Genomic DNA, 18,589 nt, shown 5'->3' on the forward strand with positions numbered 1-18,589 from the left:
GCTCCCTTCGCCCCCTGCGTCATGTCGTCAGGACTGCTCGCGCTGCCGGTCCTGCTCCTGCATCCGTCGGTAGGCGGCGCCGAGCTCGTCGTGGTGGAGCAGGTCGTCCTCGGTGACGCCGGTGCGATAGCCGGCGCGGCCGAGCATGTGCGCGGTGACGGGCGCGGTGAGGGCCTGGGCGCCGAGGACGATGAGCAGCGTGGCGACCGAGGCCCAGGTGCGCACCGTGAGCGCCAGGCCGAGCAGGATGAGCAGCAGACCCAGGGTCTGTGGCTTGGTGGCGGCGTGCATGCGGGCGAAGAGGTCGGGCAGGCGCACCAAGCCGATCGCGCCGACGAGGGCCAGCGTGGCACCGAGGAGCAGGCTGATCGCCCCGGCGAGGTCGAGGATCTGTGCCCAGCTCACGAGGCATCGTCCTTGCGGGCCATGAAGCGGGCGACCGAGACCGACCCGACGAATCCGGTGAGGCTGAAGACGACGAGGATCGGCAGCGTCCCGGCGTCACCGCTGCGCACGATCTGCGTCGCCATGATGCCGATGACGATGACGATGACCACGTCGAGGCTCAGGGCGCGGTCGAGGTTGGTCGGACCCCGCGCGATGCGCACGAGGACCAGGCCGGCGGCGGCGAAGAGTAGCCCGAGTCCGATCGACAGGATGATGCTCATGCGACCTCCTGCGTGCAGATCGAGATCTCCTCGGGGGTGCCGATGGCCCGCACGACCCGGGTCTCGACGGCCAGGACGTCTCGTCGCAGCTCCTCCATGCCCTCCGGCGTGGTGACGTGGAAGCCATGGACGTAGAGGACGTTGGCGCCGCGTCGGGCCTCGACGACGATCGACCCGGGCACGAGGGAGACGAGCGCGGAGACGATCGTCATGTAGAACTCCGAGTGCGTGCGCATCCGGACCTCGACGATCGAGCCACCCTGGCTGGGGCGGCGGCTCAGGGTGGCGCCGGCGATCTGGACCGCGGCGCTCACGAGGTCGACGAGGAAGCGCCCGATGAGCAGCAGGAGGCGCCACGGGTGGATCCGGCCGAAGTACTGGATCGAGGGCAGCGGGAAGATCTGCGTGACGACCGCGCCGATGATCAGGCCGTTGATGATGTTGCCCAGGGTGATGCGGTCCCAGAGCAGGACCCACACGACGGCCAGGCCGATGATCGCCCGGGGCTGGAAGCCGCCGCGCCGACGGGTCGCCGGGGTCGTGTCGATGGCGGTGTCGCTCACGGCGCCTCCTCGGGCAGGACGGCGCGGACGTAGGCATCGCTGGAGAGCATCTGCCGGGCCGCCGCGTCGGTGTAGGTGAAGAGCGGGCCGGCGAAGAGCGAGAGGCCCAGGCTGAAGGCGACGACCGCGGCGGCCGCGCCCAGCATGAGCGGCGGCATCGGCCGCTCGACCTGGGTCACCGCCGGCGGCGGGGCGATCGGGGTCGAGGGGCGCTGGGCCGCGACGGCGGCGCCGATGGCGTCGCTCAGCCGCCCGAAGCTCGGGGTGAGCGTCGGCATCTCGAAGGTCTGGTCCTGGCCCTCGACCGCGCGCGGCCGCCAGAAGGCGGCGCTCCACGTCTTGGCCACGGCGTAGAGGGTGAGCAGCGAGGTGACGACCGAGCCGACGACGAGCGTCCAAGCGATGATGCTGCCGTCCTGGGTGCCGGCCTGCAGCAGGCCGACCTTGCCGACGAAGCCGGAGAAGGGCGGGATGCCGGCGAGGTTCATCGCCGGGACGAAGAAGAGGGCGGCGAGCACCGGGGTGCTCGCGGCGAGCCCGCCGAGGCGGTCGATGACCGTCGAGCCGCCCACCCGCTCGATGAGGCCGGAGATGAGGAAGAGCGCGGTCTGCACGGTGATGTGGTGGGCGATGTAGAAGATCGCCGCCGACACCCCGGACTCGCTCGCCAGCCCGATGCCGAAGAGCATGTAGCCGATGTGGCTGACGAGGGTGAAGGAGAGCATCCGCTTGATCCCCGGCTGGGCGACTGCCCCGAGGATGCCGATGATCATCGTCAGCAGGCCGGCCCCCATGATCAGGTGGTGCAGCGGTGACTCGGGGAAGAGCAGGAACTGGGTGCGCACGATCGCGTAGACGCCGACCTTGGTGAGCAGTCCGGCGAAGACGGCCGACACGGGCACCGGCGCCGACGGGTAGGAGTCGGGCAGCCAGGCCGACATCGGGAAGACGGCTGCCTTGATGCCGAAGACGGTGAGGAGCATCAGCTGCAGCGCCAGCGAGACCGTCGGGTCGATCTCGGGCAGTCGAAGGGAGAGCTGCGCCAGGTTGACCGTGCCGGTCGCGGCGTAGACCCCGGCGATCGCCGACAGGAAGAGGAAGGAGGAGACCATCGAGACGATGACGTAGGTCGTGCCCGCCCGGATCCGGGTGCCGCTGCCGCCGAGGGTCAGCAGGACGAAGCTCGCGAAGAGCAGCATCTCGAAGCTGACGAAGAGGTTGAACAGGTCGCCGGCGAGGAAGGCATTGGACACGCCGGCCGAGAGCACGAGATAGGTCGGGAAGTAGATCGCGAGCGGCGAGTCCTCGTCGCCGTCGGCGACGCCCTGCCCGATGGCGAAGACGAGCACGACGAGGATGACGAAGGAGCTGATGAGCAGCATCAGGGCCGAGAGCCGATCGGCGACGAGCGCGATGCCCAAGGGCTCGGACCACGCCCCGAGCCACAGCGCGATGGGTCCGTCGTGGTGGGTGGACCACATGAGGGTGGCGGCGACGGCGAGGCTGGCGGCGAGCACGGCGATGCTGATGGCGACCTGCGCGCGGGGGTGGCGGCGCGCGACGAGGGTGAGGGCGGCGCCGAGCAGCGGCAGCAGCACCGGCATGGGCAGGAGGTTGGCCACGGTCATGCGGTCGCGTCCTCCTCTTCGGCCTCGGTCGTGGACTGGGTGTCGTCGTCGTAGGTGCTGGAGACCTCGTCGCGGTCGGCGAGGCGCTTGATCAGCTCGTCCTCGGCGTCGTCGGGGACGTCGTCGCTGCCGGTGATCCGCCACTGGCGGTAGGCGAGGGAGAGGACGAAGCCGACCGAGGCCAGGGCGATGACGATCGCGGTGAGCACCATCGCCTGGGGGAGCGCGTCGCTCATCTCGTCGGCCGGTCGTGCACCGACGAAGGGGGCTCCCTTCGCCGGTCCGGAGACGACGAGGTAGAGCGTGGCGACGCCGTTGGACGCGAGGACGATGCCGAGGAGCAGGCGGGTGAGCGCTCGCTCGAGGAGCAGGTAGACGCCGGTCGCGATGAGGAAGCCGGCGACGACGACGAGGCTGAGGTTGGGGGCGACGGCGTTCATGCGATGGCCCCGTCCTCTTCGGCCTGCTTGTCGACACCCGCACCGAGCGAGCGGACGACGTCGAGCGCGAGCCCGATGACGATGAGGTAGACGCCGATGTCGAAGAACATCGCGGTGACGAGCTTGACGTGGCCCCAGACGGGGACGTCGAACTCGACGACCGCCGACTGCAGGACGGTGCCGCCGAAGGCGAGCGGCGCGAGCGCGGAGATCGCCGCGACGGCCAGACCGGCCCCGAGGACGAGACCGGCGCTCACCGGGGCGGCGCGGTCGAGCTCGGCGCGACCGCCGGCGAGGTAGCGCACGAGCAGCGCCAGACCGAGGACGAGGCCACCGGCGAAGCCACCGCCGGGCTGGTTGTGCCCGGAGAAGAGGAGGTAGAGCGAGAGCGCGATCATCACGTGGAAGACCAGCCGGGTGGCGGTCTCGAGGATGACCGAGCGGCGCTCGCGGGGGATCGACGCGGTGACCGGGCCCTGGTTGCGCCGGCGGGTCCACGAGCGCTCGACGTCCTGGGTGCGCACGAAGACCAGGCTGGCGATGCCGGTCGCGGCCGCGACGAGGACCGAGATCTCGCCGAGGGTGTCCCAGGCGCGGATGTCGACGAGGGTCACGTTGACGACATTTTGTCCGTGGCCGAAGTCGTAGGCCTGCTCGGGGAAGGCCTTGCTGATCGGCTCGTGGATGCGGGCATTGGCCGCGACGACCGTGAGGGTGGAGATCGCCGCGCCCATGGTCCCGGCGAGGGCGAGGCGCCACAGCCGGCGGCGCGAGCGGCGGCCGGAGCGGGGACGGCGGCGGAAGTCCTGCGGGAGCATGCGCAGCACGAGGACGAAGAGCACGAGGGAGAAGGTCTCGACGAGCACCTGGGTCAGGGCGAGGTCGGGCGCCCCGTGCAGGTGGAAGAGCAGCGCGAGCCCGTAGCCGGTGAGGCCGACGAACATCACCGACTGGAGGCGGTTGCGGCCGCGCACGGCGAGGATCGCCGCGGCGATGACGAAGAGCCCGACGGCCGCCTGGCTGAAGGTGTCCCACAGCCGCACCTCGGTGCCGGGCAGGGCGGTGGCGGCGACGACGCCCGGCAGGAGGATGACGACGAGGAAGATCGTGCCGAGGTAGGTCGGCAGCGAGCCGCCCTGGGCGAGGGCGGTGACCTCGACGGCGAAGCGGTCGAGGGCCTTCATGAAGCGCTGGTAGACGCGCTCGGCGTTGACCACCTCGGGCAGCGCGGCCTGGACCCGGGCGAAGGGGGCCCGCCCCACGAAGAGCAGGAGGCCGGCGACGATGGCCACGACGGTCAGCCCGAGGGCCGGGGTGAGGCCGTGCCACAGCGCGAGGTGCTCGGGCTCGGCGCCCGGCAGCGTCTCGGTGTAGGGGTGGAAGAGCTCGGTGAGCAGGTCACCGAAGAAGCCGGACGCCAGGGTCGTGAGCGACAGCAGGACCGGCGCGATGAGCAGCGCGTGGGGTGCGGCGAAGGGGGTGGGGCTCGGGGCGGCGCCGGTCGCCCCCTTCGTCGCGAAGGCACCCCAGACGAACCGCGCGGAGTAGGCGACCGTGAGCACGGACCCGGTGACGAGGCCGGCGACGGCCAGCCAGCCGGTGGTCGTCGACAGGGGGCCGTGGGCGGACTCGATGACGGCGGTGAGCGCCGACTCCTTGGCGACGAAGCCGACGAGCGGCGGCAGGCCGGCCATCGAGGCGGCGGACAGGGTCGCGGCCGCGGCGAGGACCGGTGCGGTGCGCCCGAGGCCGTGCAGCTGCGTCAGGTCGCGGGTGCCGGTCCCTTTGTCGATGATGCCGACGCTGAAGAAGAGCACCGACTTGAAGAGGGCGTGGGAGAGGACGAGGGCCAGGGCGGCCAGCCCGGCGGCCTGGGTGCCGACGCCCGCGAGGACGGTCATGAAGCCCAGCTGGCTCACCGTGCCGTAGGCGAGGAGGAGCTTGATGTCGTCCTGACGCAGGGCGCGCCAGCCACCGAGGATCATCGTCCACAGGCCGAGGACGAGCAGGACCGGACGCCACCCGGGCACGTCCGCGAAGATCGGCTCGAGCAGCAGGATGAGGTAGATGCCGGCCTTGACCATCGAGGCTGCGTGCAGGTAGGCGCTCACCGGGGTCGGGGCGGCCATGGCGCCGGGCAGCCAGAAGTGGAAGGGCACCTGCGCCGACTTGGTGAGGGCGCCGACGAGGACGAGGAGGGCGGCCGTCGTCGTCAGGGCGCCGGCCGGGGGCGGCGAGGCGAGCATCTCGCTGATCGTGTAGCTGCTCGTCTCGCCGATGATCACCGTGCCGATGAGCATCGCCAGGCCGCCGAAGGTCGTGACGAGCAGGGCCTGGGTGGCGGAGCGGCGGTTGGCCGAGCGCACCGGGTTGTGCCCGATGAGCGTGTAGGAGAAGACCGTCGTCAGCTCCCAGAAGATGTAGAGCGCCAGGAGGTTGTCGGCGAGGACGAGGCCGAGCATGGCGCCCGCGAAGGCGGTGAAGACGCCCGTGAAGCGCCACAGGCTGGGGTCGTCGGGCTTGAAGTACCAGGCGCAGTAGAGCAGGGCGAGGGCACCGACGCCGGTGACGAGCAGCCCGAGGAGCCACTGGAGGGTGCCGAGCCGCAGTGCGAAGTCCATGCCGAGCGAGGGGACCCAGGCGATGCCCTCGACGATCGACCGGCCGGCGGTCACGTCGCCGGTCTGGGCGAGAAGCCAGGCGAAGGCCGCGGCGGGCACGAGGGCCAGGACGAGGAAGGCGCGTCGGTTGAGGAACTTGGCGAGGCCGGGCGCAACTGCTGCCGCCGCGAAGTGCGCAAGCAGCAGCAGGGTCACGAGGGCCTCTCACGGGTCCGGGGACGGGAGTCCAGTTTAACGGCAGGTGACCGGCGCCCCGAGGCCGGGGTGCACGCGCGTCCTCGCGGTGCCGTAGGTGCCCGGCTCGGCATGTTCCCGAAGAAATCTCGGCCCACCCTCTTGAACTCTTCGAACACATGTTCGATACTGGAGGGGCGAGGGGAGGCGCCATGACACAGCAGTCGATCACCGATCAGGTCAGTGGGACCACGGTCCCGGGGCGCCTGCGCGCCGTCCTCGCCGAGGTGTCCGCCACCGGCGTCGACGGGCTGACCGACGTCGAGCTGCTCGAGGTCGTCGCCCTCCTCGAGATGACGAAGGGGGCCGCCTCCGCCGCGCAGGCCCGCGCCACTGCACGCTTCGTCGAGGAGCGTGACGCGCGGGTGGCCGAGATGGCCGCCGCCGAGGAGATCTCCCGTCGCGAGGCTTCGCTGCGGCGCCGGGCCACGCGCAGCGAGGTGGCGCTGGCGCGCCGCTGCTCGCCGGGTCAGGCCGACCGGCACGTCGGGGCTGCGCGGGCCCTCGTCCACGAGCTGCCCGGCACGATGGCCGCGCTGACGGCCGGGGAGATCAGCGAGTGGCGGGCGACGATCGTCGTGCGCGAGACCGCGTGCCTGTCGCCGGACCACCGGCGCGAGGCCGATCGTCGGCTTGCCGGTGGGCTGCGTGACCTGGGGGAGCGGGCGCTTGCGGCCGCCGCGCACCGGGCCTGCGTCGACCTGGACCAGGGGTCGGTCGTCGAGCGGCGGCGCCGGGCCGCGGCGTCGCGGCACGTGTCGGTCCGCCCGGCGCCCGACGGGATGGCCTGGCTGTCCGTGCTCGGGCCGCTCGTCGACGTCGTCGGCGCGCACGTCGCGCTGCGCGCGGCCGAGCAGGCGCGGCACGTGGCGACCGGTGACCCCGAGAGCGACGCAGCCCGCGCAGCCGACCAGCGAGGTCGCGGCGCGTGGATGGCCGACACCGCGCTCGAGCTGCTCTCTGGGCGGGCGCCCGGTCAGCCGCAGCCGGTCGAGATCGGGCTGGTGATGCGCGAGGGTGTCGTGCTCCCGGGTGGCGACGCCGACGACCAGGTCGAGGTGCCGGGCCACGGCGCGCTCGCCGGTGACCTCGCCCGTGAGCACGTGCTCCGCCTGCTCGACACGGGCGACGACGGCGACGGCGAGACGGCCCTGTGGCTGCGGCGTCTGTGGACGACTCCCGACGGGCGCGACCTCGTGGCCGTCGACTCGCGGCAGCGGGTCTTCGGCGGGAGGTTGCGGCGGCTGATCGAGCTGCGCGACCCGACCTGCCGGGTGCCGTGGTGCGATGCGCCGGTGCGGCAGGTCGACCACGTCCGCCCGGTCGCCCGGGGTGGCGAGACCTCCGCGGCCAACGGCATGGGCCTGTGCCAGCGGCACAACCTCGACAAGGAGGCCCCCGGCTGGCGCGCCGAGGTCATCTCGACCGGGCTCGACCCCGGTGGTGGGCCGCACGAGGTGAGGCTGTCGACCCCGGCTGCTGGTGATGTCCGCTGCCTCGCGCCACCCCTGCTCGGCCCGGGCCGCGGGCCCCGGCCACCGGAGTCCTTGCTCGAGGCCCACCTGCAGGCCCTGCTCGACGCTGCGTAGGGGAGAGGGCTGGGCGCCCCCGGCTGGATTCGAACCAGCGACACCTTCTTTAGGAGAGAAGTGCTCTTCCCCTGAGCTACGGAGGCCGGGCGCGGTGCGGTGAGGCGACCACGCCACGGGACAGGGTACGCGTCATACTCCCTTCGGTGAGCATCCCGGCACTGCAGCGGCGCACCGTCACCACCCTCGCCGGATCGCAGGTCCTCGGCGGCGTCGGGGTGAGCGCGGGGGCCGCGGTCGGTGCGCTCCTCGCGGCCGACATCTCGGGCAGCGAGACCTGGGCCGGGCTGGGCGGGACGGCCCAGACCCTGGGCGGAGCGCTGGCGGCGCTCGTCGTCGCGCGGGTCATGGCGGCGAACGGGAGGCGCCCCGGCCTGACCACGGGGTACCTCATGGCGATCGTCGGCGGCCTGGTCATCGTGACCGCGTCGGTGGTCGGCTCCTTCGTCCTGCTGCTGCTCGGTTTCCTGCTCTTCGGCGGGGCGACGGCGGCCAACTCGCAGGCGCGCTTCGCCGCGATGGACCTCGCCGACGAGGCCCACCGCGGTCGGCACCTGTCCGTCGTCGTCTGGGCCACGACCATCGGCGCCGTGGCGGGGCCCAACCTCACCGGCCCGGGGCAGTGGGTCGCTCGCCAGCTCGGGCTGCCGGCCCTCGTCGGCCCCTATGTCCTCTCGCTCGTCGGCATCGCCCTCGCGGCGCTCGTCCTGACGCTCGCGCTGCGCCCGGACCCCCTGCTCACCGCCCGCAGCCTGCACGTCGACCACGACGAGCCGGACCCGACGGCCCTCGAGGGCGAGGCCTCCCGCGGGTGGGCCGTCATCCGCAGCCGACCCGACGCGCTCATGGGCGTCGTCGCCATGGCCCTGGGGCACGTCGTCATGGTGTCGGTGATGATCATGACCCCGCTGCACATGCGCCACGGCCACGCCGGCCTCGAGATCATCGGCCTGGTCATCTCGCTCCACGTCGTCGGCATGTACGCCTTCTCGCCCCTGACCGGCTGGGCCGTCGACCGCTGGGGCTCACGGGTCGTCATCGCCGTCGGCTCCGGTGTGCTGCTCACCGCGAGCCTCCTCGCAGCCTCGACGGCGAGCGGGCACTCCCTTCGCCTGACGGCAGCGCTCGTGCTGCTGGGGATGGGCTGGTCGTGCACCCTCATCGCCGGCTCGACCCTGCTCACCGCCGCCGTCCCGCTGCGCCAGCGGCCCGCGGCCCAGGGCCTGTCCGACGTGGCGATGGGCCTGGCCGGGGGCGGTGGGGGAGCCCTCGCCGGCGTCGTCGTCGGCTGGTGGGGCTACCCGGCGCTCGGGCTGCTCGCGGGCGGCGCGGCACTCCTGCTCGGTCTGCTGGTCCCGCTCGGGCGGCGCTTCGGTTGTTAGCGTTGGCACCGTGACTCCTCCGCCGACGACCCCTGCCCAGGCGCCGGCCGACGTGTCCCCCCTGCGCCGCGAGCTCATGGAGCTCGGCGGCCCCAACACCCTCATCTGGCCGGCCCGCGACCCGCACGTCGTCGACCTGACGACTGCTCACCCCGGCGGCGTCGCGATGCTCCTGTCCGGCCGCGACGCCCGCCTGTCCGACCTCGTCCGCGAGCCCGGGGCTCTGCTGCGCGCCCAGCGCCGGGCCACCAGCCTCACCGAGCACGTCGAGCGGATCTCCCAGGAGCACGGTGTGCACACCTGCTTCCTCGCGATGGGGGCCGCCTCGTGGCACGTGCCCGGCGAGGAGGAGCGTCCGCTCGCCCCGGTCGTCCTGCGCCGCGCGGCGCTGCGCCGGCTGCGGCCCGGGCCCGACTTCGCGCTCGATCTCGCACCCCGCGTCGAGATCAACCCCGTGCTGCTCACCTATCTGCGCCGCGCCCTGCGGCGCGACATCGACGGTGAGGCGCTGGCCGACCTCGGCCGCACGGAGGGCGGCGGATTCAACCCCACCCCCGTGCTCGAGGCGCTGCGCGAGCAGTGCGCCGACCTGCCCGAGCTCAACATCACGCAGCGGATCGTCGTCGCCGCCTTCCCCTACGGCAAGGCCGAGGCGCTGGCCGACCTGTCCCGCATCGTCGACTCCGGCCGTCTCGCCGAGGGCCCGGCGGCGGCCCTGCGCGCGGGCGAGGCGCTCCCTTCGCCCGAGGCGCCGGCCCCGAGCGTCGCCGACTCCGCCGTCCTCGACGTCACGGCCGACCAGCAGACGGTCCTCGACCGGGTCGCCGCGGGCGAGGACCTCTACGTCGACGCCCCGCCCGGCACCGGCGTCGCCCGCCTCGTCGCCTCGGTCATCGCCCAGACCGCGGGCGAACGCCGCTCCGTCCTCCTCCTCACCGAAAAGGCGGCAGCCATCGAGGCCGTCGCCGCCGAACTGCGCCTCGCCGGCCTCGAGGACCTGCTCGTCCACGTCACCGACCCCGCGGCCGAGGTCGACCCCGCGATCGTCGCCGAGCGCTGGCCGCGGGGCCTGCCGGAGTCGGACCGGTCCTTCACCCAGCCGGGGCGACGGGCGGCGTCCGCGGCGCGGATCCTCGACGGCCACACCCACGCCATGCACCAGCCCCGCGACCCGTGGGGTGTCTCCATCGCCGACGCCCACGACGCGATCGTCGGCCTGTCGACCTGCCGGCCCGCGCCGCGCTCCCGCGTGCGCCTCTCGGGCCGCACCCTCGCCACCCTCGATGCCGCCGGCCGGGACGCCCTCGTCGCCCAGGTGGCCGGTGTCGCCGAGCGCAAGGCGTGGCGGCCCGGCCGCACCGACCAGCCGTGGGAGGGCGCCCGCCTCACCTCGGCCGCCGACGTCGACGAGGTGCTGGCCGCCCTCGAGCGGCTGCGGGGTGCCGACGGGACCCTGGCGACGCTGCGCACGACGGTGCGCGACGTCTTCGCCGACATCGCCGAGCCGCGCGCCGGCAGTCCCGCCGACCTCGGCCGCTTCCTCGCCGGCATCGAGGAGATCCGCGACACCCTCGAGGTCTTCCGGCCCGAGGTCTTCGACACCCCGCTCGACCACCTGCTCGCCGCGACGGCCGCGAAGGGCACGCCCGACCTCGAGGCCCTCGGCGGGCTCGAGCGGCGCCGCCTGCGCGGCCAGGCCAAGCGCCTGCTGCGACCCGGTCGCCCGCCGGAGGACCTGCACGCGGCGCTGCGGCTGGCGTCCGAGCAGCGGCGCACCTGGTCGCGCCTGACCGGCGGTGGCGGGCGTCCGCGCATCCCCACCGACATGGACCGCGCGCACTCGGCCTACGAGCGCGTCTACGCCGACCTCACCCACGTCTCCTCGGTGCTCGCCGACACCGAGCGGGGCGCCGACCTGCTCAACACCCCCTGGGACGAGCTCGCCGCCCGGCTCGACGCCCTCGCCAAGGACACGACCGGTGCGCGGGCCGTGCCCGACGTCATCGACGACCTCGACGACCTGCGCGCCCGTGGTCTCGGCGAGCTCGTCGACGACCTGTCCGCCCGCCGGGTCGCCCCCGAGGCCGTGCCCGACGAGGTGCGCTTCGTCTGGTGGACCTCCGTGCTCGCCGAGGCCAGCCGCGACGAGCGCTACTCCGCGATCACCGGCGAGAGCCTCGACGAGGCGCTGCGCACCTTCGTCGAGGCCGACCGGGCGAGCCTGGGCGCCAATGCTGCTCGCACCACCACCCGCCAGCGCGAGCGGTTCCATGCCGAAGGGCGGCGCTTCCGCTCCGCAGCCCGGCAGGTGGCCGCAGCGCACGAGGGTCTCGTGTCGGGGCCGCCGTGGACGCGTGCCTTCGCGGAGTGGGGTGGGCTGCTGCGGGCGGCGGCTCCCGCCTGGGCGATGTCCCCCTTCGTCATCGGTCAGGTCCTGCCCGCGGACGAGCGGTTTGACCTCGTGATCGTCGACGACGCCTCGCGCACCAGCCTGGCGCGGACCATCTCGGGGATCGCTCGCGGTGACCAGCTGCTCGTCGTCGGTGACCACGGCCAGCTGCCGCCCGCGACGTGGACCGCCGACGCCGGGGTCTCCGCCCCGAAGCCCCCCTCGCGCTCGCTCGCCGACGTCGCCGCACGCGTGCTGCCGACCGCGAGCCTGCGCGACAGTGCCTACCCCCGCCCGCGCGTCGCCGACCTGCTCGTCGAGGGGGTGAGCGCCGGCGAGGTCGTCCATCCACCCGCGCCGAGCGTGCGCGAGACCGTGCGGCTCGTGCGCGTCGAGGGCCTCGGGGTCATCGACGAGCGCACCGGTCTCGTCGAGACCTCGACCGGTGAGGTCGAGGCCGTCGTCGAGCAGGTGCGGCGCGAGCTGGTCGAGCGCCCCGGGCGCTCGCTGGGCGTCGTCACCTTCGGCCAGGCGCACGCGGAGCGCGTCGCCGAAGCGGTCGCCGAGCTGGCGCACCGCGACCCGGCCGTCGCCGAGACGATCAGGGCCCTGCCCGAACCTCTCGTCATCAAGCCCGCCGACCGGTGGCAGCGCGAGCAACGTGATGCCGTCGTCGTCACCGTCGGCTTCGGCCGCACCCCGCAGGGGCGGGTCGTGCAGCGTCTCGGGGCGCTCAGCGGTGTCCTCGGCGGCGAGCTCGTCCTGCTCGCCGCGACCCGGGCCCGGCAGGCCGCGACCTGGGTCAGCGCGCTCGGACCCGACGACCTCGCCGGCGAGCGGGGTGGGCTGCCCGGCCACCGCGCCCTGCGGACCCTGCTCACGGGCCTCGGCTCGCCGGCCCCGCAGCCCCCGGCAGACGGTGCGGAGCTGAGCCCGTTGCTGTCCGGATTCGTCCAGCGGCTGCGCGACTCCGGACTGTCGGTGCGCACCGGCGTGGGTGTCGGCGAGCACCGCATCGACATCGCCATCGCCGACCCCCGTGACACGCAGCGACTCCTGCTCGCGGTCGACGTCGACGGCCCGGGCTACGCCGGCCTCGCCTCGACCCGGCAGCGCGACCGGATCCTCGTCGAGCGTCTCACCGACCTCGGCTGGCACCACCTGCGGCTGTGGGCGGTCGACATCTTCGCCGACCCGGCGCGCCAGGAGGCGCAGGTCGCCCGGGCCGTGCGCGACGCCGTCGCCCGAGAGGAGCAGTCATGAGTGCAGCAGACGAGACACCCGAGGGAGCCGACGCGGCGGAGGAGTCGCAGCCGGCCGAGCCCTCGCAGAAGGCCCGCCCGCGCACCCGCCCGGAGCAGACCCGCGACGACACCGACCGCGGGTGGGGCGAGCGCCCCGACGAGGACGAGCACGACCGCTGGCTGCGCGAGCAGCGCCCGCCGCACTGGGAGTGAGGCTGCGGAGCTGAGGGCGACGCTCTCTGCCGCCACCGCAGCCGCCCACAAGAAGACCCCGGCCCGCACGGATCATCCGCGCGGGCCGGGGTCTACCCGTGTGGCGTGACTCAGGCGCGGCCGGCGCGCAGGGAGTCGCGGATCTCGCGGAGGAGCTCGACGGACTCGTCGGTGGTCTCCTCCTCGGCGGCGACGAAGCGCTGACGCATCGCGGTGTAGGGCTTGACGACACCGAAGTAGACGACCGCGGCCATGATGATGAAGGCGACGATCGCGGTCAGCAGCGGGCCGACCGTCTTGAAGCCGAGGATCTCCATCTTGTCGAAGTTGAAGTCGGCGCCGCCCGTGAGCTTGCCGATGACCTCGAGGAGGAATGTGGTGAACGCGGTGACGACGCTGGCGAAGGCGGTCGCCATGATCAGGCCGACGGCGATCTCGACGAGATTGCCGCGCATGAGGAAGTCCTTGAAGCCCTTCATGAGGGTCTCCCTTCAAACTGGATAACAGGGGTCGCGGCCGAGGCCGCTCGTCTTTCAGTGTGAACCATGAGCAGGCCATTTGCGCAGCCGTGGGCCCCTCGTCGTGTCGCGTCACCCCTGGCGCACGAGCACGAAGCCGCCCTGGGGCTGCCCGTCGACCCCCATCTGGCGCAGGATCGCGCCGATGTCGTTGTCTCGCAGCGTGATCCGAGCCACGCTGCGCCCGGCCGCGTCCTCGTCGCCGCCGCGGAAGCGCGCCGAGCGCACGACGGGCTCCTCGCGGCCGGGCAGGTAGACGCCGACCCGGTCGCCGGGGGAGAGGTGGTCGGCGGGCATCGCCAGAGGCAGGGAGAGCTCGGGGCCGGTGGGCGTCGAGCCGCTCGGGGCCAGCCTCTCGGTCGGCGCGAGCGCGCCGAGCGCCAGCTGGATCGCGAGCAGGATCGCCAGCGCGGCGAGGGCGCGGCGCAGCACGCCCAGCCGCCACGCGGCACGACGGGAGGGCCCGAAGAGGGCGGGCAGGTGCTGAGCGAGCGGGGATGCGGCCATGACCCGACGCTAGGGACGCGGCGGGTCGAAGGGAGTGGGTGTCAGCTCGCGGTGGACGACGAGGCAGCAGGCGTCGAGCTTGTGGACGAGCTGTCGCTCGAGGAGCCCGAGGTGCTGGACGAGCTCGACGACGCGGAGTCGCTCGAGGACGAGGTCTTCCGCGAGTCGTTGCGGTAGAAGCCGCCCCCCTTGAAGACGACGCCGACCGCGTTGAACTGCTTGCGCAGGTTGCCGCCGCACTCGGGGCACACGGTCAGCGCGTCGTCGCTGAAGGACTGGACGATGTCGAAGGCGTGGCCGCAGTCGGCGCAGGCGTAAGCATAGGTAGGCATATCGGCCGTTATCATACGTCGCTCCGCCACCCGGCCAGACGCCCCGACCGCGATACGGCACGGAAGCGTCGTTCGGTCGCCTCGCGCACATTGCCTGGGGTGACGACGAGCAGCCGGTCACCCGTCCACAGGCGGGTGTGCGCGTCGGGGACGAAGGTGTCGCGGTCGCGGACGACGAGCGAGACATTCGCCCCCTTCGGCAGGCGAAGCTCGTAGATCTCGACGCCGGCGAGGCGAGACCCCGGCGGGACGGCCACCTCGAGCATCTCCGCGCCGAGCTGCTCCAGGGGCACCGCCTCGACGACGACTCCGGTGGCCACGGCCGGCTCGGTGACCCGCAGGTGCCGGGCCATCCACGGCAGCAGCGGCGCCTGCACGAGGGTGAAGATCACGACGAGCATGAAGACGAGGTCGAAGACCCACTCGACGCCGGGCACGGAGTTGGTCACCGGCACGGTCGCGAGGACGACGGGCACCGCGCCGCGCAGCCCGGCCCAGGAGATGAAGGCCTGCTCGCGCCACGGGATGCCGAAGGGGGTGAGCGAGACGAGGACCGACAGCGGCCGGGCCACGAGGAGCAGGACGAGGCCGACGAGGATCGCCCGCGGCACCTCGTCGAAGAACCCCGAGGGCGTCGCGAGCAGGCCGAGCATGACGAAGAGCCCGATCTGCGCGAGCCAGCCGAGCGCCTCGGCGAATCCGGTGACCGCCTGCCGGTGGGGCAGGTGCATGTTGCCCAGGACGAGCGCCGCGAGGTAGCAGGCGATGAAGCCGGAGGCGTGGACCGTGGCGGCGGAGGCATAGGCGAGCACGCCGATGGCGACGACCCCGAGGGAGAACAGGCCCGACGTGCCCTGCGCGAGGCGCCGCATGAGCTTGCCGCCGAGGAAGCCGAGGACGAGGCCGATCGCGGCACCGCCGGCGAGCTCGGCGACGGCGAGCAGCCCGATGGCCCACCAGGGTTCGGCGTCGGCGGGGTGGGCGATCTGCAGCGACAGGGCGGTGACGAGCAGCACCACGGGGGCGTCGTTGAAGCCCGACTCGGCCTCGAGCATCCCCGACAGCCGGCGCGGCAGCGGCACGACCCGCAGCACGGAGAAGACGGCGGCGGCGTCGGTCGAGGCGAGGATCGCGCCGATGAGCAGGCTGATCTGCCAGTCGGTGTGCAGGATCTGGTGCAGCGCGACGGCGACGACCCCGACGGACACGAGCACGCCGACGGTCGACAGGGCGAGCGCGGGCGCGACGGAGCTGCGGATCGAGGACCACGTCGTCGTCAGGCCGCCCTCGACGAGGATGAGCACGAGGGCGCAGTAGCCGAGCACCTGCGCCGCCTGCTCGGAGTCGAAGGGGACACCCAGCCCCTCCTTGCCCAGCGCCAGACCCATGGCCAGGTAGAGCAGGAGCGTCGGCAGTCCCGAGTGGGAGGCCAGTCGCACGGCGGCGACGGCGACGACGAGGACGAGCGAGCCGGTGAGGAGGACGACCGAGAGCTGGCCCAGCCCGAAGCCGGCTGCCTGCTCGGTCATCGTCACGCGACCATCTCCTCTGTTGTCCGGGATCAGTCTCTCAGGCGATGCGGGTGAGTCCGTCGGCCGTCAGCACGAGGCGGACGGGCACGTCGTGCGGGTCGGCCGGCAGGGCCTCGTCGGTGAGCTCGCCGGGATGCAGCAGGACGACGAAGGGGGTCCCCTCGCCGAGCATCGGCAGCACCCGGTCGTAGCACCCGCCGCCCTGGCCCAGGCGGGTGCCGGTGGTGTCGACGGCGAGCGCGGGGGTGAGCACGAGGTCGGCGCGGGTCGGGGTGTCGATGCCGAGGGGTGTGCGCTCGGGGTCGGCGAGGTCGCACCAGTCGAGGCGCATGTCGGGCAGCGTGATCGGCACGAGCACGCAGTGCCCGGCCGCCTGCAGGGCGGAGTTGACCGCCTCGGTCGGCGGCTCGTGGGGGAGCGACTCGTAGGACAGGACGGTCGTCGGGGTGCCGGGCCCGGTGCCCGACCCCGCCCCGGGCCAGCCCGGCGGCGGGTCCGCGAGCAGGGCGTGGGCGAGCGCCGCCCCGTCCGACGGGAGGTCGCGGGAGGCGGCGAGCGCCCGCCGCTGGGCCCGCAGCAGGCGACGGACCTCTCCCTTCGTCCTGGCGCCTGGTGACATGGCGGCATCGTAGGGTGACCGGCATGGGAGCAGAAGGGCGTGACGCGGCCGTCGCCAAGATGACCCAGCGCGGGGTGGACCGGCGGGCCGTGGCCGTCTTCGAGGACTACTGGCAGCAGCTCGCCGACGGCGCCCAGGGCACGATCCCCGAGGCGAGCATCGAGCCACTCGTCGACCCGCCCGAGCTCGCCGCCATCGAGGTGAGCGACGACGAGCGCCGCGCCGCGATGGCCCAGGTCGCCGTCATCAAGCTCAACGGCGGTCTCGGCACGAGCATGGGGATGTCTGGGCCGAAGTCGGCCGTCGTCGCCCGTGACGGGCTGACCTTCCTCGACATCATCGCCCGCCAGCTCATCGGGCTCGAGGAGCGCTTCGGCACGCGGCCGCCGCTCGTGCTGATGAACTCCTTCCGCACCCGCGCGGCCTCGCTCGAGATCCTCGAGCGCTACCCGCAGCTGGCGCGCCAGGACCTGCCGCTCGACTTCGTGCAGAGCATGGAGCCGAAGCTCGACGCCGAGACCCTCGCCCCGGTCTCGTGGCCCGACGACCCCGAGCTCGAGTGGTGCCCGCCCGGCCACGGCGACGTCTACGTCTCGCTCGCCGCCTCGGGCCTGCTCGACCAGATGCGCGCGGCCGGCATCCGCTATGCCTTCATCTCCAATGCCGACAACCTCGGCGCGACCTGCGACCCCGACATCGCGGCCTGGCTGATCGCCGAGGGCATCCCCTTCGCCGCGGAGGTCGCCGAGCGGACGGCCAACGACCGCAAGGGCGGCCACGTCGCGGTGCGCAGGAGCGACGGCCGGATCGTCCTGCGCGAGTCCGCGATGGTCGTCGACGGCGAGGAGGACCTCTTCCAGGACACCTCGCGGCACGGGTGGTTCAACACCAACAACCTCTGGGTCGGCCTCGACGAGCTCGACGCGCTGCTGCGCGAGCGCGACGGCGTGCTCGGGCTGCCGATCATCATCAACCGCAAGACCGTCGACCCGACGCGCGCCGACTCGACGCCGATCATCCAGATCGAGTCGGCGATGGGGACCGCGGTCGAGGCCTTCGAGGGCAGCGTCGCGCTGCGCGTGCCGCGCTCGCGGTTTCGCCCGGTCAAGACGACCAACGAGCTGCTCCTGCTGCGCAGCGACGTCTTCGAGCTCGACGAGGCGTCGCGGGTCGTCTCGCTCATCGACCGCAAGGACCCGCGGGTGAGCCTCGACGGGGCCTACAAGTTCATCGCCGACTTCGACGCACGCTTCCCCTCGGGGGTGCCCTCGCTGCGCGAGTGCACGAGCTTCGCCGTCGAGGGTGACGTGACCTTCGGCGCCGATGTCGCGGCGGCCGGCGACGTCGAGGTCGTCGCCGCGGAGCCGGCGACGGTGGCGGACGGGACCCGGCTCGAGGGCCGAGTCACGTTGCCGCAGTGAGGCGCTCGCGAGAGGTCGTCCTCACCGGGGCCACCCCGGCAGGCGAGGGAGTCTCCCTTCGACCGGTGCGAAGGGGGGACCGCGCCGAGTTCATCGCGCTGCGGGAGCGCAATGCCGACTGGCTGCGGCCGTGGGACCCGACGGTGCCGCCGGGCGGGCCGGCGCGGCGGGACATCGCGGCGGACTTCGGTGGTTATGTGCGGGCTCTGCGGGCAGAGGCCCGCTCGGGCGGCGGGCTGAGCCTGCTGATCGTCGTCGGCGGCCGCATCGTCGGCATGGTCTCGGCGAGCAGCATCGTCGAGGGGGCGCTGCGCTCGGCGAGCATCGGCTACTGGGTCGGGCGGGAGGTCGCGGGACGCGGCATCGCGCCGACGGCGGTCGCGATGATCGCCGACCACCTCATGGACCCGCAGGGTCGCAACCTGCACCGCGTGCAGCTCGAGATCCGCCCGGAGAACGCACCGAGCCTGGTCGTCGCGACGAAGCTCGGGCTGCGCGAGGAGGGTGTGCGGCGGGCCTACCTGCACATCGACGGCGACTGGCGCGACCACCGCAGCTTCGCCGTCGTGCGCGAGGAGCTCGGTCCCGGAGGGCTCATGGCACGTCTGTCACACCAACACCATCCGTCACGTACGCGACACACCGAGTAACCTGCGCGCCGCGAAGCGTTTGCCCTCATAGCGTTGTCC

17 protein-coding genes and 1 tRNA gene are annotated in these 18,589 nt (G+C 73.2%); 6 read left to right on the forward strand and 12 right to left on the reverse strand.

The window, feature by feature from the left end; all coding sequences use genetic code 11:
- Positions 1 to 27 precede the first annotated feature (27 nt).
- Genes mnhG through NMQ01_RS01975 form a run of 6 tightly spaced genes read right to left on the reverse strand, consistent with a single transcriptional unit; the run spans position 28 to position 6,115 of the window.
- Positions 28 to 405 carry a monovalent cation/H(+) antiporter subunit G gene (mnhG, locus tag NMQ01_RS01950; RefSeq protein WP_255185210.1) on the reverse strand — a complete coding sequence of 126 codons (378 nt, stop codon included), beginning with the start codon at positions 403 to 405 and terminating at the stop codon, positions 28 to 30.
- Positions 402 to 668 carry a monovalent cation/H+ antiporter complex subunit F gene (locus tag NMQ01_RS01955; RefSeq protein WP_255185211.1) on the reverse strand — a complete coding sequence of 89 codons (267 nt, stop codon included), beginning with the start codon at positions 666 to 668 and terminating at the stop codon, positions 402 to 404. Before NMQ01_RS01955 ends, mnhG begins: the two co-directional genes overlap by 4 nt.
- The gene (locus NMQ01_RS01960; protein WP_255185212.1) at positions 665 to 1,231 is read right to left on the reverse strand and encodes a Na+/H+ antiporter subunit E; all 567 of its coding nucleotides are present in this window, start codon (positions 1,229 to 1,231) and stop codon (positions 665 to 667) included. The genes NMQ01_RS01955 and NMQ01_RS01960 overlap by 4 nt, the downstream gene beginning before the upstream one ends.
- A complete protein-coding gene (locus tag NMQ01_RS01965; protein ID WP_255185213.1) occupies positions 1,228 to 2,859 on the reverse strand; it encodes a Na+/H+ antiporter subunit D in 1,632 nt (543 codons plus the stop codon). Before NMQ01_RS01965 ends, NMQ01_RS01960 begins: the two co-directional genes overlap by 4 nt.
- The gene (locus tag NMQ01_RS01970; RefSeq protein WP_255185214.1) at positions 2,856 to 3,299 is read right to left on the reverse strand and encodes a Na(+)/H(+) antiporter subunit C; all 444 of its coding nucleotides are present in this window, start codon (positions 3,297 to 3,299) and stop codon (positions 2,856 to 2,858) included. Before NMQ01_RS01970 ends, NMQ01_RS01965 begins: the two co-directional genes overlap by 4 nt.
- Positions 3,296 to 6,115 (reverse strand): Na+/H+ antiporter subunit A, encoded by a 2,820-nt coding sequence (locus tag NMQ01_RS01975; protein ID WP_255185215.1) that lies wholly within the window; start codon positions 6,113 to 6,115, stop codon positions 3,296 to 3,298. The genes NMQ01_RS01970 and NMQ01_RS01975 overlap by 4 nt, the downstream gene beginning before the upstream one ends.
- A gap of 191 nt (positions 6,116 to 6,306) precedes the next feature.
- Between NMQ01_RS01975 and NMQ01_RS01980 the strand changes: the two genes are divergently transcribed.
- Complete coding sequence (locus NMQ01_RS01980) at positions 6,307 to 7,743, forward strand: HNH endonuclease signature motif containing protein (RefSeq protein WP_255185216.1); 1,437 nt, start codon at positions 6,307 to 6,309, stop codon at positions 7,741 to 7,743.
- A 14-nt stretch (positions 7,744 to 7,757) separates the two neighbouring features.
- Here the strand turns inward: NMQ01_RS01980 and NMQ01_RS01985 are convergent.
- Positions 7,758 to 7,829: transfer RNA gene (locus NMQ01_RS01985), tRNA-Arg, on the reverse strand.
- A gap of 60 nt (positions 7,830 to 7,889) precedes the next feature.
- Between NMQ01_RS01985 and NMQ01_RS01990 the strand changes: the two genes are divergently transcribed.
- From NMQ01_RS01990 to NMQ01_RS02000, 3 genes are read left to right on the forward strand one after another with little or no spacing between them, the layout of a single operon-like run.
- Positions 7,890 to 9,125, forward strand: coding sequence for an MFS transporter (locus tag NMQ01_RS01990; protein WP_255185217.1), 1,236 nt, complete (start codon positions 7,890 to 7,892; stop codon positions 9,123 to 9,125).
- A gap of 10 nt (positions 9,126 to 9,135) precedes the next feature.
- Complete coding sequence (locus NMQ01_RS01995) at positions 9,136 to 12,777, forward strand: hypothetical protein (RefSeq protein WP_255185218.1); 3,642 nt, start codon at positions 9,136 to 9,138, stop codon at positions 12,775 to 12,777.
- Positions 12,774 to 12,971 (forward strand): hypothetical protein, encoded by a 198-nt coding sequence (locus NMQ01_RS02000; protein ID WP_255185219.1) that lies wholly within the window; start codon positions 12,774 to 12,776, stop codon positions 12,969 to 12,971. Before NMQ01_RS01995 ends, NMQ01_RS02000 begins: the two co-directional genes overlap by 4 nt.
- A gap of 110 nt (positions 12,972 to 13,081) precedes the next feature.
- On the opposite strand, the gene mscL is transcribed toward NMQ01_RS02000, so the two are convergent.
- The 5 genes from mscL to NMQ01_RS02025 all read right to left on the reverse strand — a co-directional run bounded on the left by mscL (position 13,082) and on the right by NMQ01_RS02025 (position 16,479).
- Positions 13,082 to 13,450, reverse strand: a complete 369-nt coding sequence (gene mscL / locus NMQ01_RS02005) for a large conductance mechanosensitive channel protein MscL (protein ID WP_255185220.1) — start codon at positions 13,448 to 13,450, stop codon at positions 13,082 to 13,084.
- Positions 13,451 to 13,561: 111 nt separating this feature from the next.
- Positions 13,562 to 13,996, reverse strand: coding sequence for a hypothetical protein (locus NMQ01_RS02010; protein WP_255185221.1), 435 nt, complete (start codon positions 13,994 to 13,996; stop codon positions 13,562 to 13,564).
- 41 nt (positions 13,997 to 14,037) lie between these two features.
- The gene (locus NMQ01_RS02015) at positions 14,038 to 14,328 is read right to left on the reverse strand and encodes an FmdB family zinc ribbon protein (protein WP_255185222.1); all 291 of its coding nucleotides are present in this window, start codon (positions 14,326 to 14,328) and stop codon (positions 14,038 to 14,040) included.
- An 11-nt stretch (positions 14,329 to 14,339) separates the two neighbouring features.
- Positions 14,340 to 15,857 (reverse strand): potassium/proton antiporter, encoded by a 1,518-nt coding sequence (locus NMQ01_RS02020; RefSeq protein WP_255186305.1) that lies wholly within the window; start codon positions 15,855 to 15,857, stop codon positions 14,340 to 14,342.
- 40 nt (positions 15,858 to 15,897) lie between these two features.
- Entirely contained in the window at positions 15,898 to 16,479 is a 582-nt protein-coding gene (locus NMQ01_RS02025) for a 5-formyltetrahydrofolate cyclo-ligase (protein WP_255185223.1), read from the reverse strand.
- Positions 16,480 to 16,502: 23 nt separating this feature from the next.
- On the opposite strand from NMQ01_RS02025, the gene NMQ01_RS02030 reads away from it, so the two are divergent.
- Positions 16,503 to 17,900, forward strand: coding sequence for a UTP--glucose-1-phosphate uridylyltransferase (locus NMQ01_RS02030; protein WP_255185224.1), 1,398 nt, complete (start codon positions 16,503 to 16,505; stop codon positions 17,898 to 17,900).
- Positions 17,897 to 18,550 carry a GNAT family N-acetyltransferase gene (locus NMQ01_RS02035; RefSeq protein ID WP_255185225.1) on the forward strand — a complete coding sequence of 218 codons (654 nt, stop codon included), beginning with the start codon at positions 17,897 to 17,899 and terminating at the stop codon, positions 18,548 to 18,550. Before NMQ01_RS02030 ends, NMQ01_RS02035 begins: the two co-directional genes overlap by 4 nt.
- The last annotated feature ends 39 nt before the right edge of the window (positions 18,551 to 18,589 follow it).

This window comes from Janibacter sp. CX7 (assembly GCF_024362365.1).
Classification (GTDB): Bacteria; Actinomycetota; Actinomycetes; order Actinomycetales; family Dermatophilaceae; genus Janibacter.

Coding starts and splice junctions, on each gene's coding strand:
- NMQ01_RS02025 (WP_255185223.1), bottom strand. CDS start 16,479: ATGTCACCAGGCGCCAGGACGAAGGGAGAGGTCCGTCGCCTGCTGCGG.
- NMQ01_RS01970 (WP_255185214.1), bottom strand. CDS start 3,299: ATGAACGCCGTCGCCCCCAACCTCAGCCTCGTCGTCGTCGCCGGCTTC.
- NMQ01_RS02020 (WP_255186305.1), bottom strand. CDS start 15,857: ATGACCGAGCAGGCAGCCGGCTTCGGGCTGGGCCAGCTCTCGGTCGTC.
- NMQ01_RS02000 (WP_255185219.1), top strand. CDS start 12,774: ATGAGTGCAGCAGACGAGACACCCGAGGGAGCCGACGCGGCGGAGGAG.
- mscL (WP_255185220.1), bottom strand. CDS start 13,450: ATGAAGGGCTTCAAGGACTTCCTCATGCGCGGCAATCTCGTCGAGATC.
- NMQ01_RS01980 (WP_255185216.1), top strand. CDS start 6,307: ATGACACAGCAGTCGATCACCGATCAGGTCAGTGGGACCACGGTCCCG.
- NMQ01_RS02010 (WP_255185221.1), bottom strand. CDS start 13,996: ATGGCCGCATCCCCGCTCGCTCAGCACCTGCCCGCCCTCTTCGGGCCC.
- NMQ01_RS02015 (WP_255185222.1), bottom strand. CDS start 14,328: ATGCCTACCTATGCTTACGCCTGCGCCGACTGCGGCCACGCCTTCGAC.
- NMQ01_RS01955 (WP_255185211.1), bottom strand. CDS start 668: ATGAGCATCATCCTGTCGATCGGACTCGGGCTACTCTTCGCCGCCGCC.
- NMQ01_RS02030 (WP_255185224.1), top strand. CDS start 16,503: ATGGGAGCAGAAGGGCGTGACGCGGCCGTCGCCAAGATGACCCAGCGC.
- NMQ01_RS01965 (WP_255185213.1), bottom strand. CDS start 2,859: ATGACCGTGGCCAACCTCCTGCCCATGCCGGTGCTGCTGCCGCTGCTC.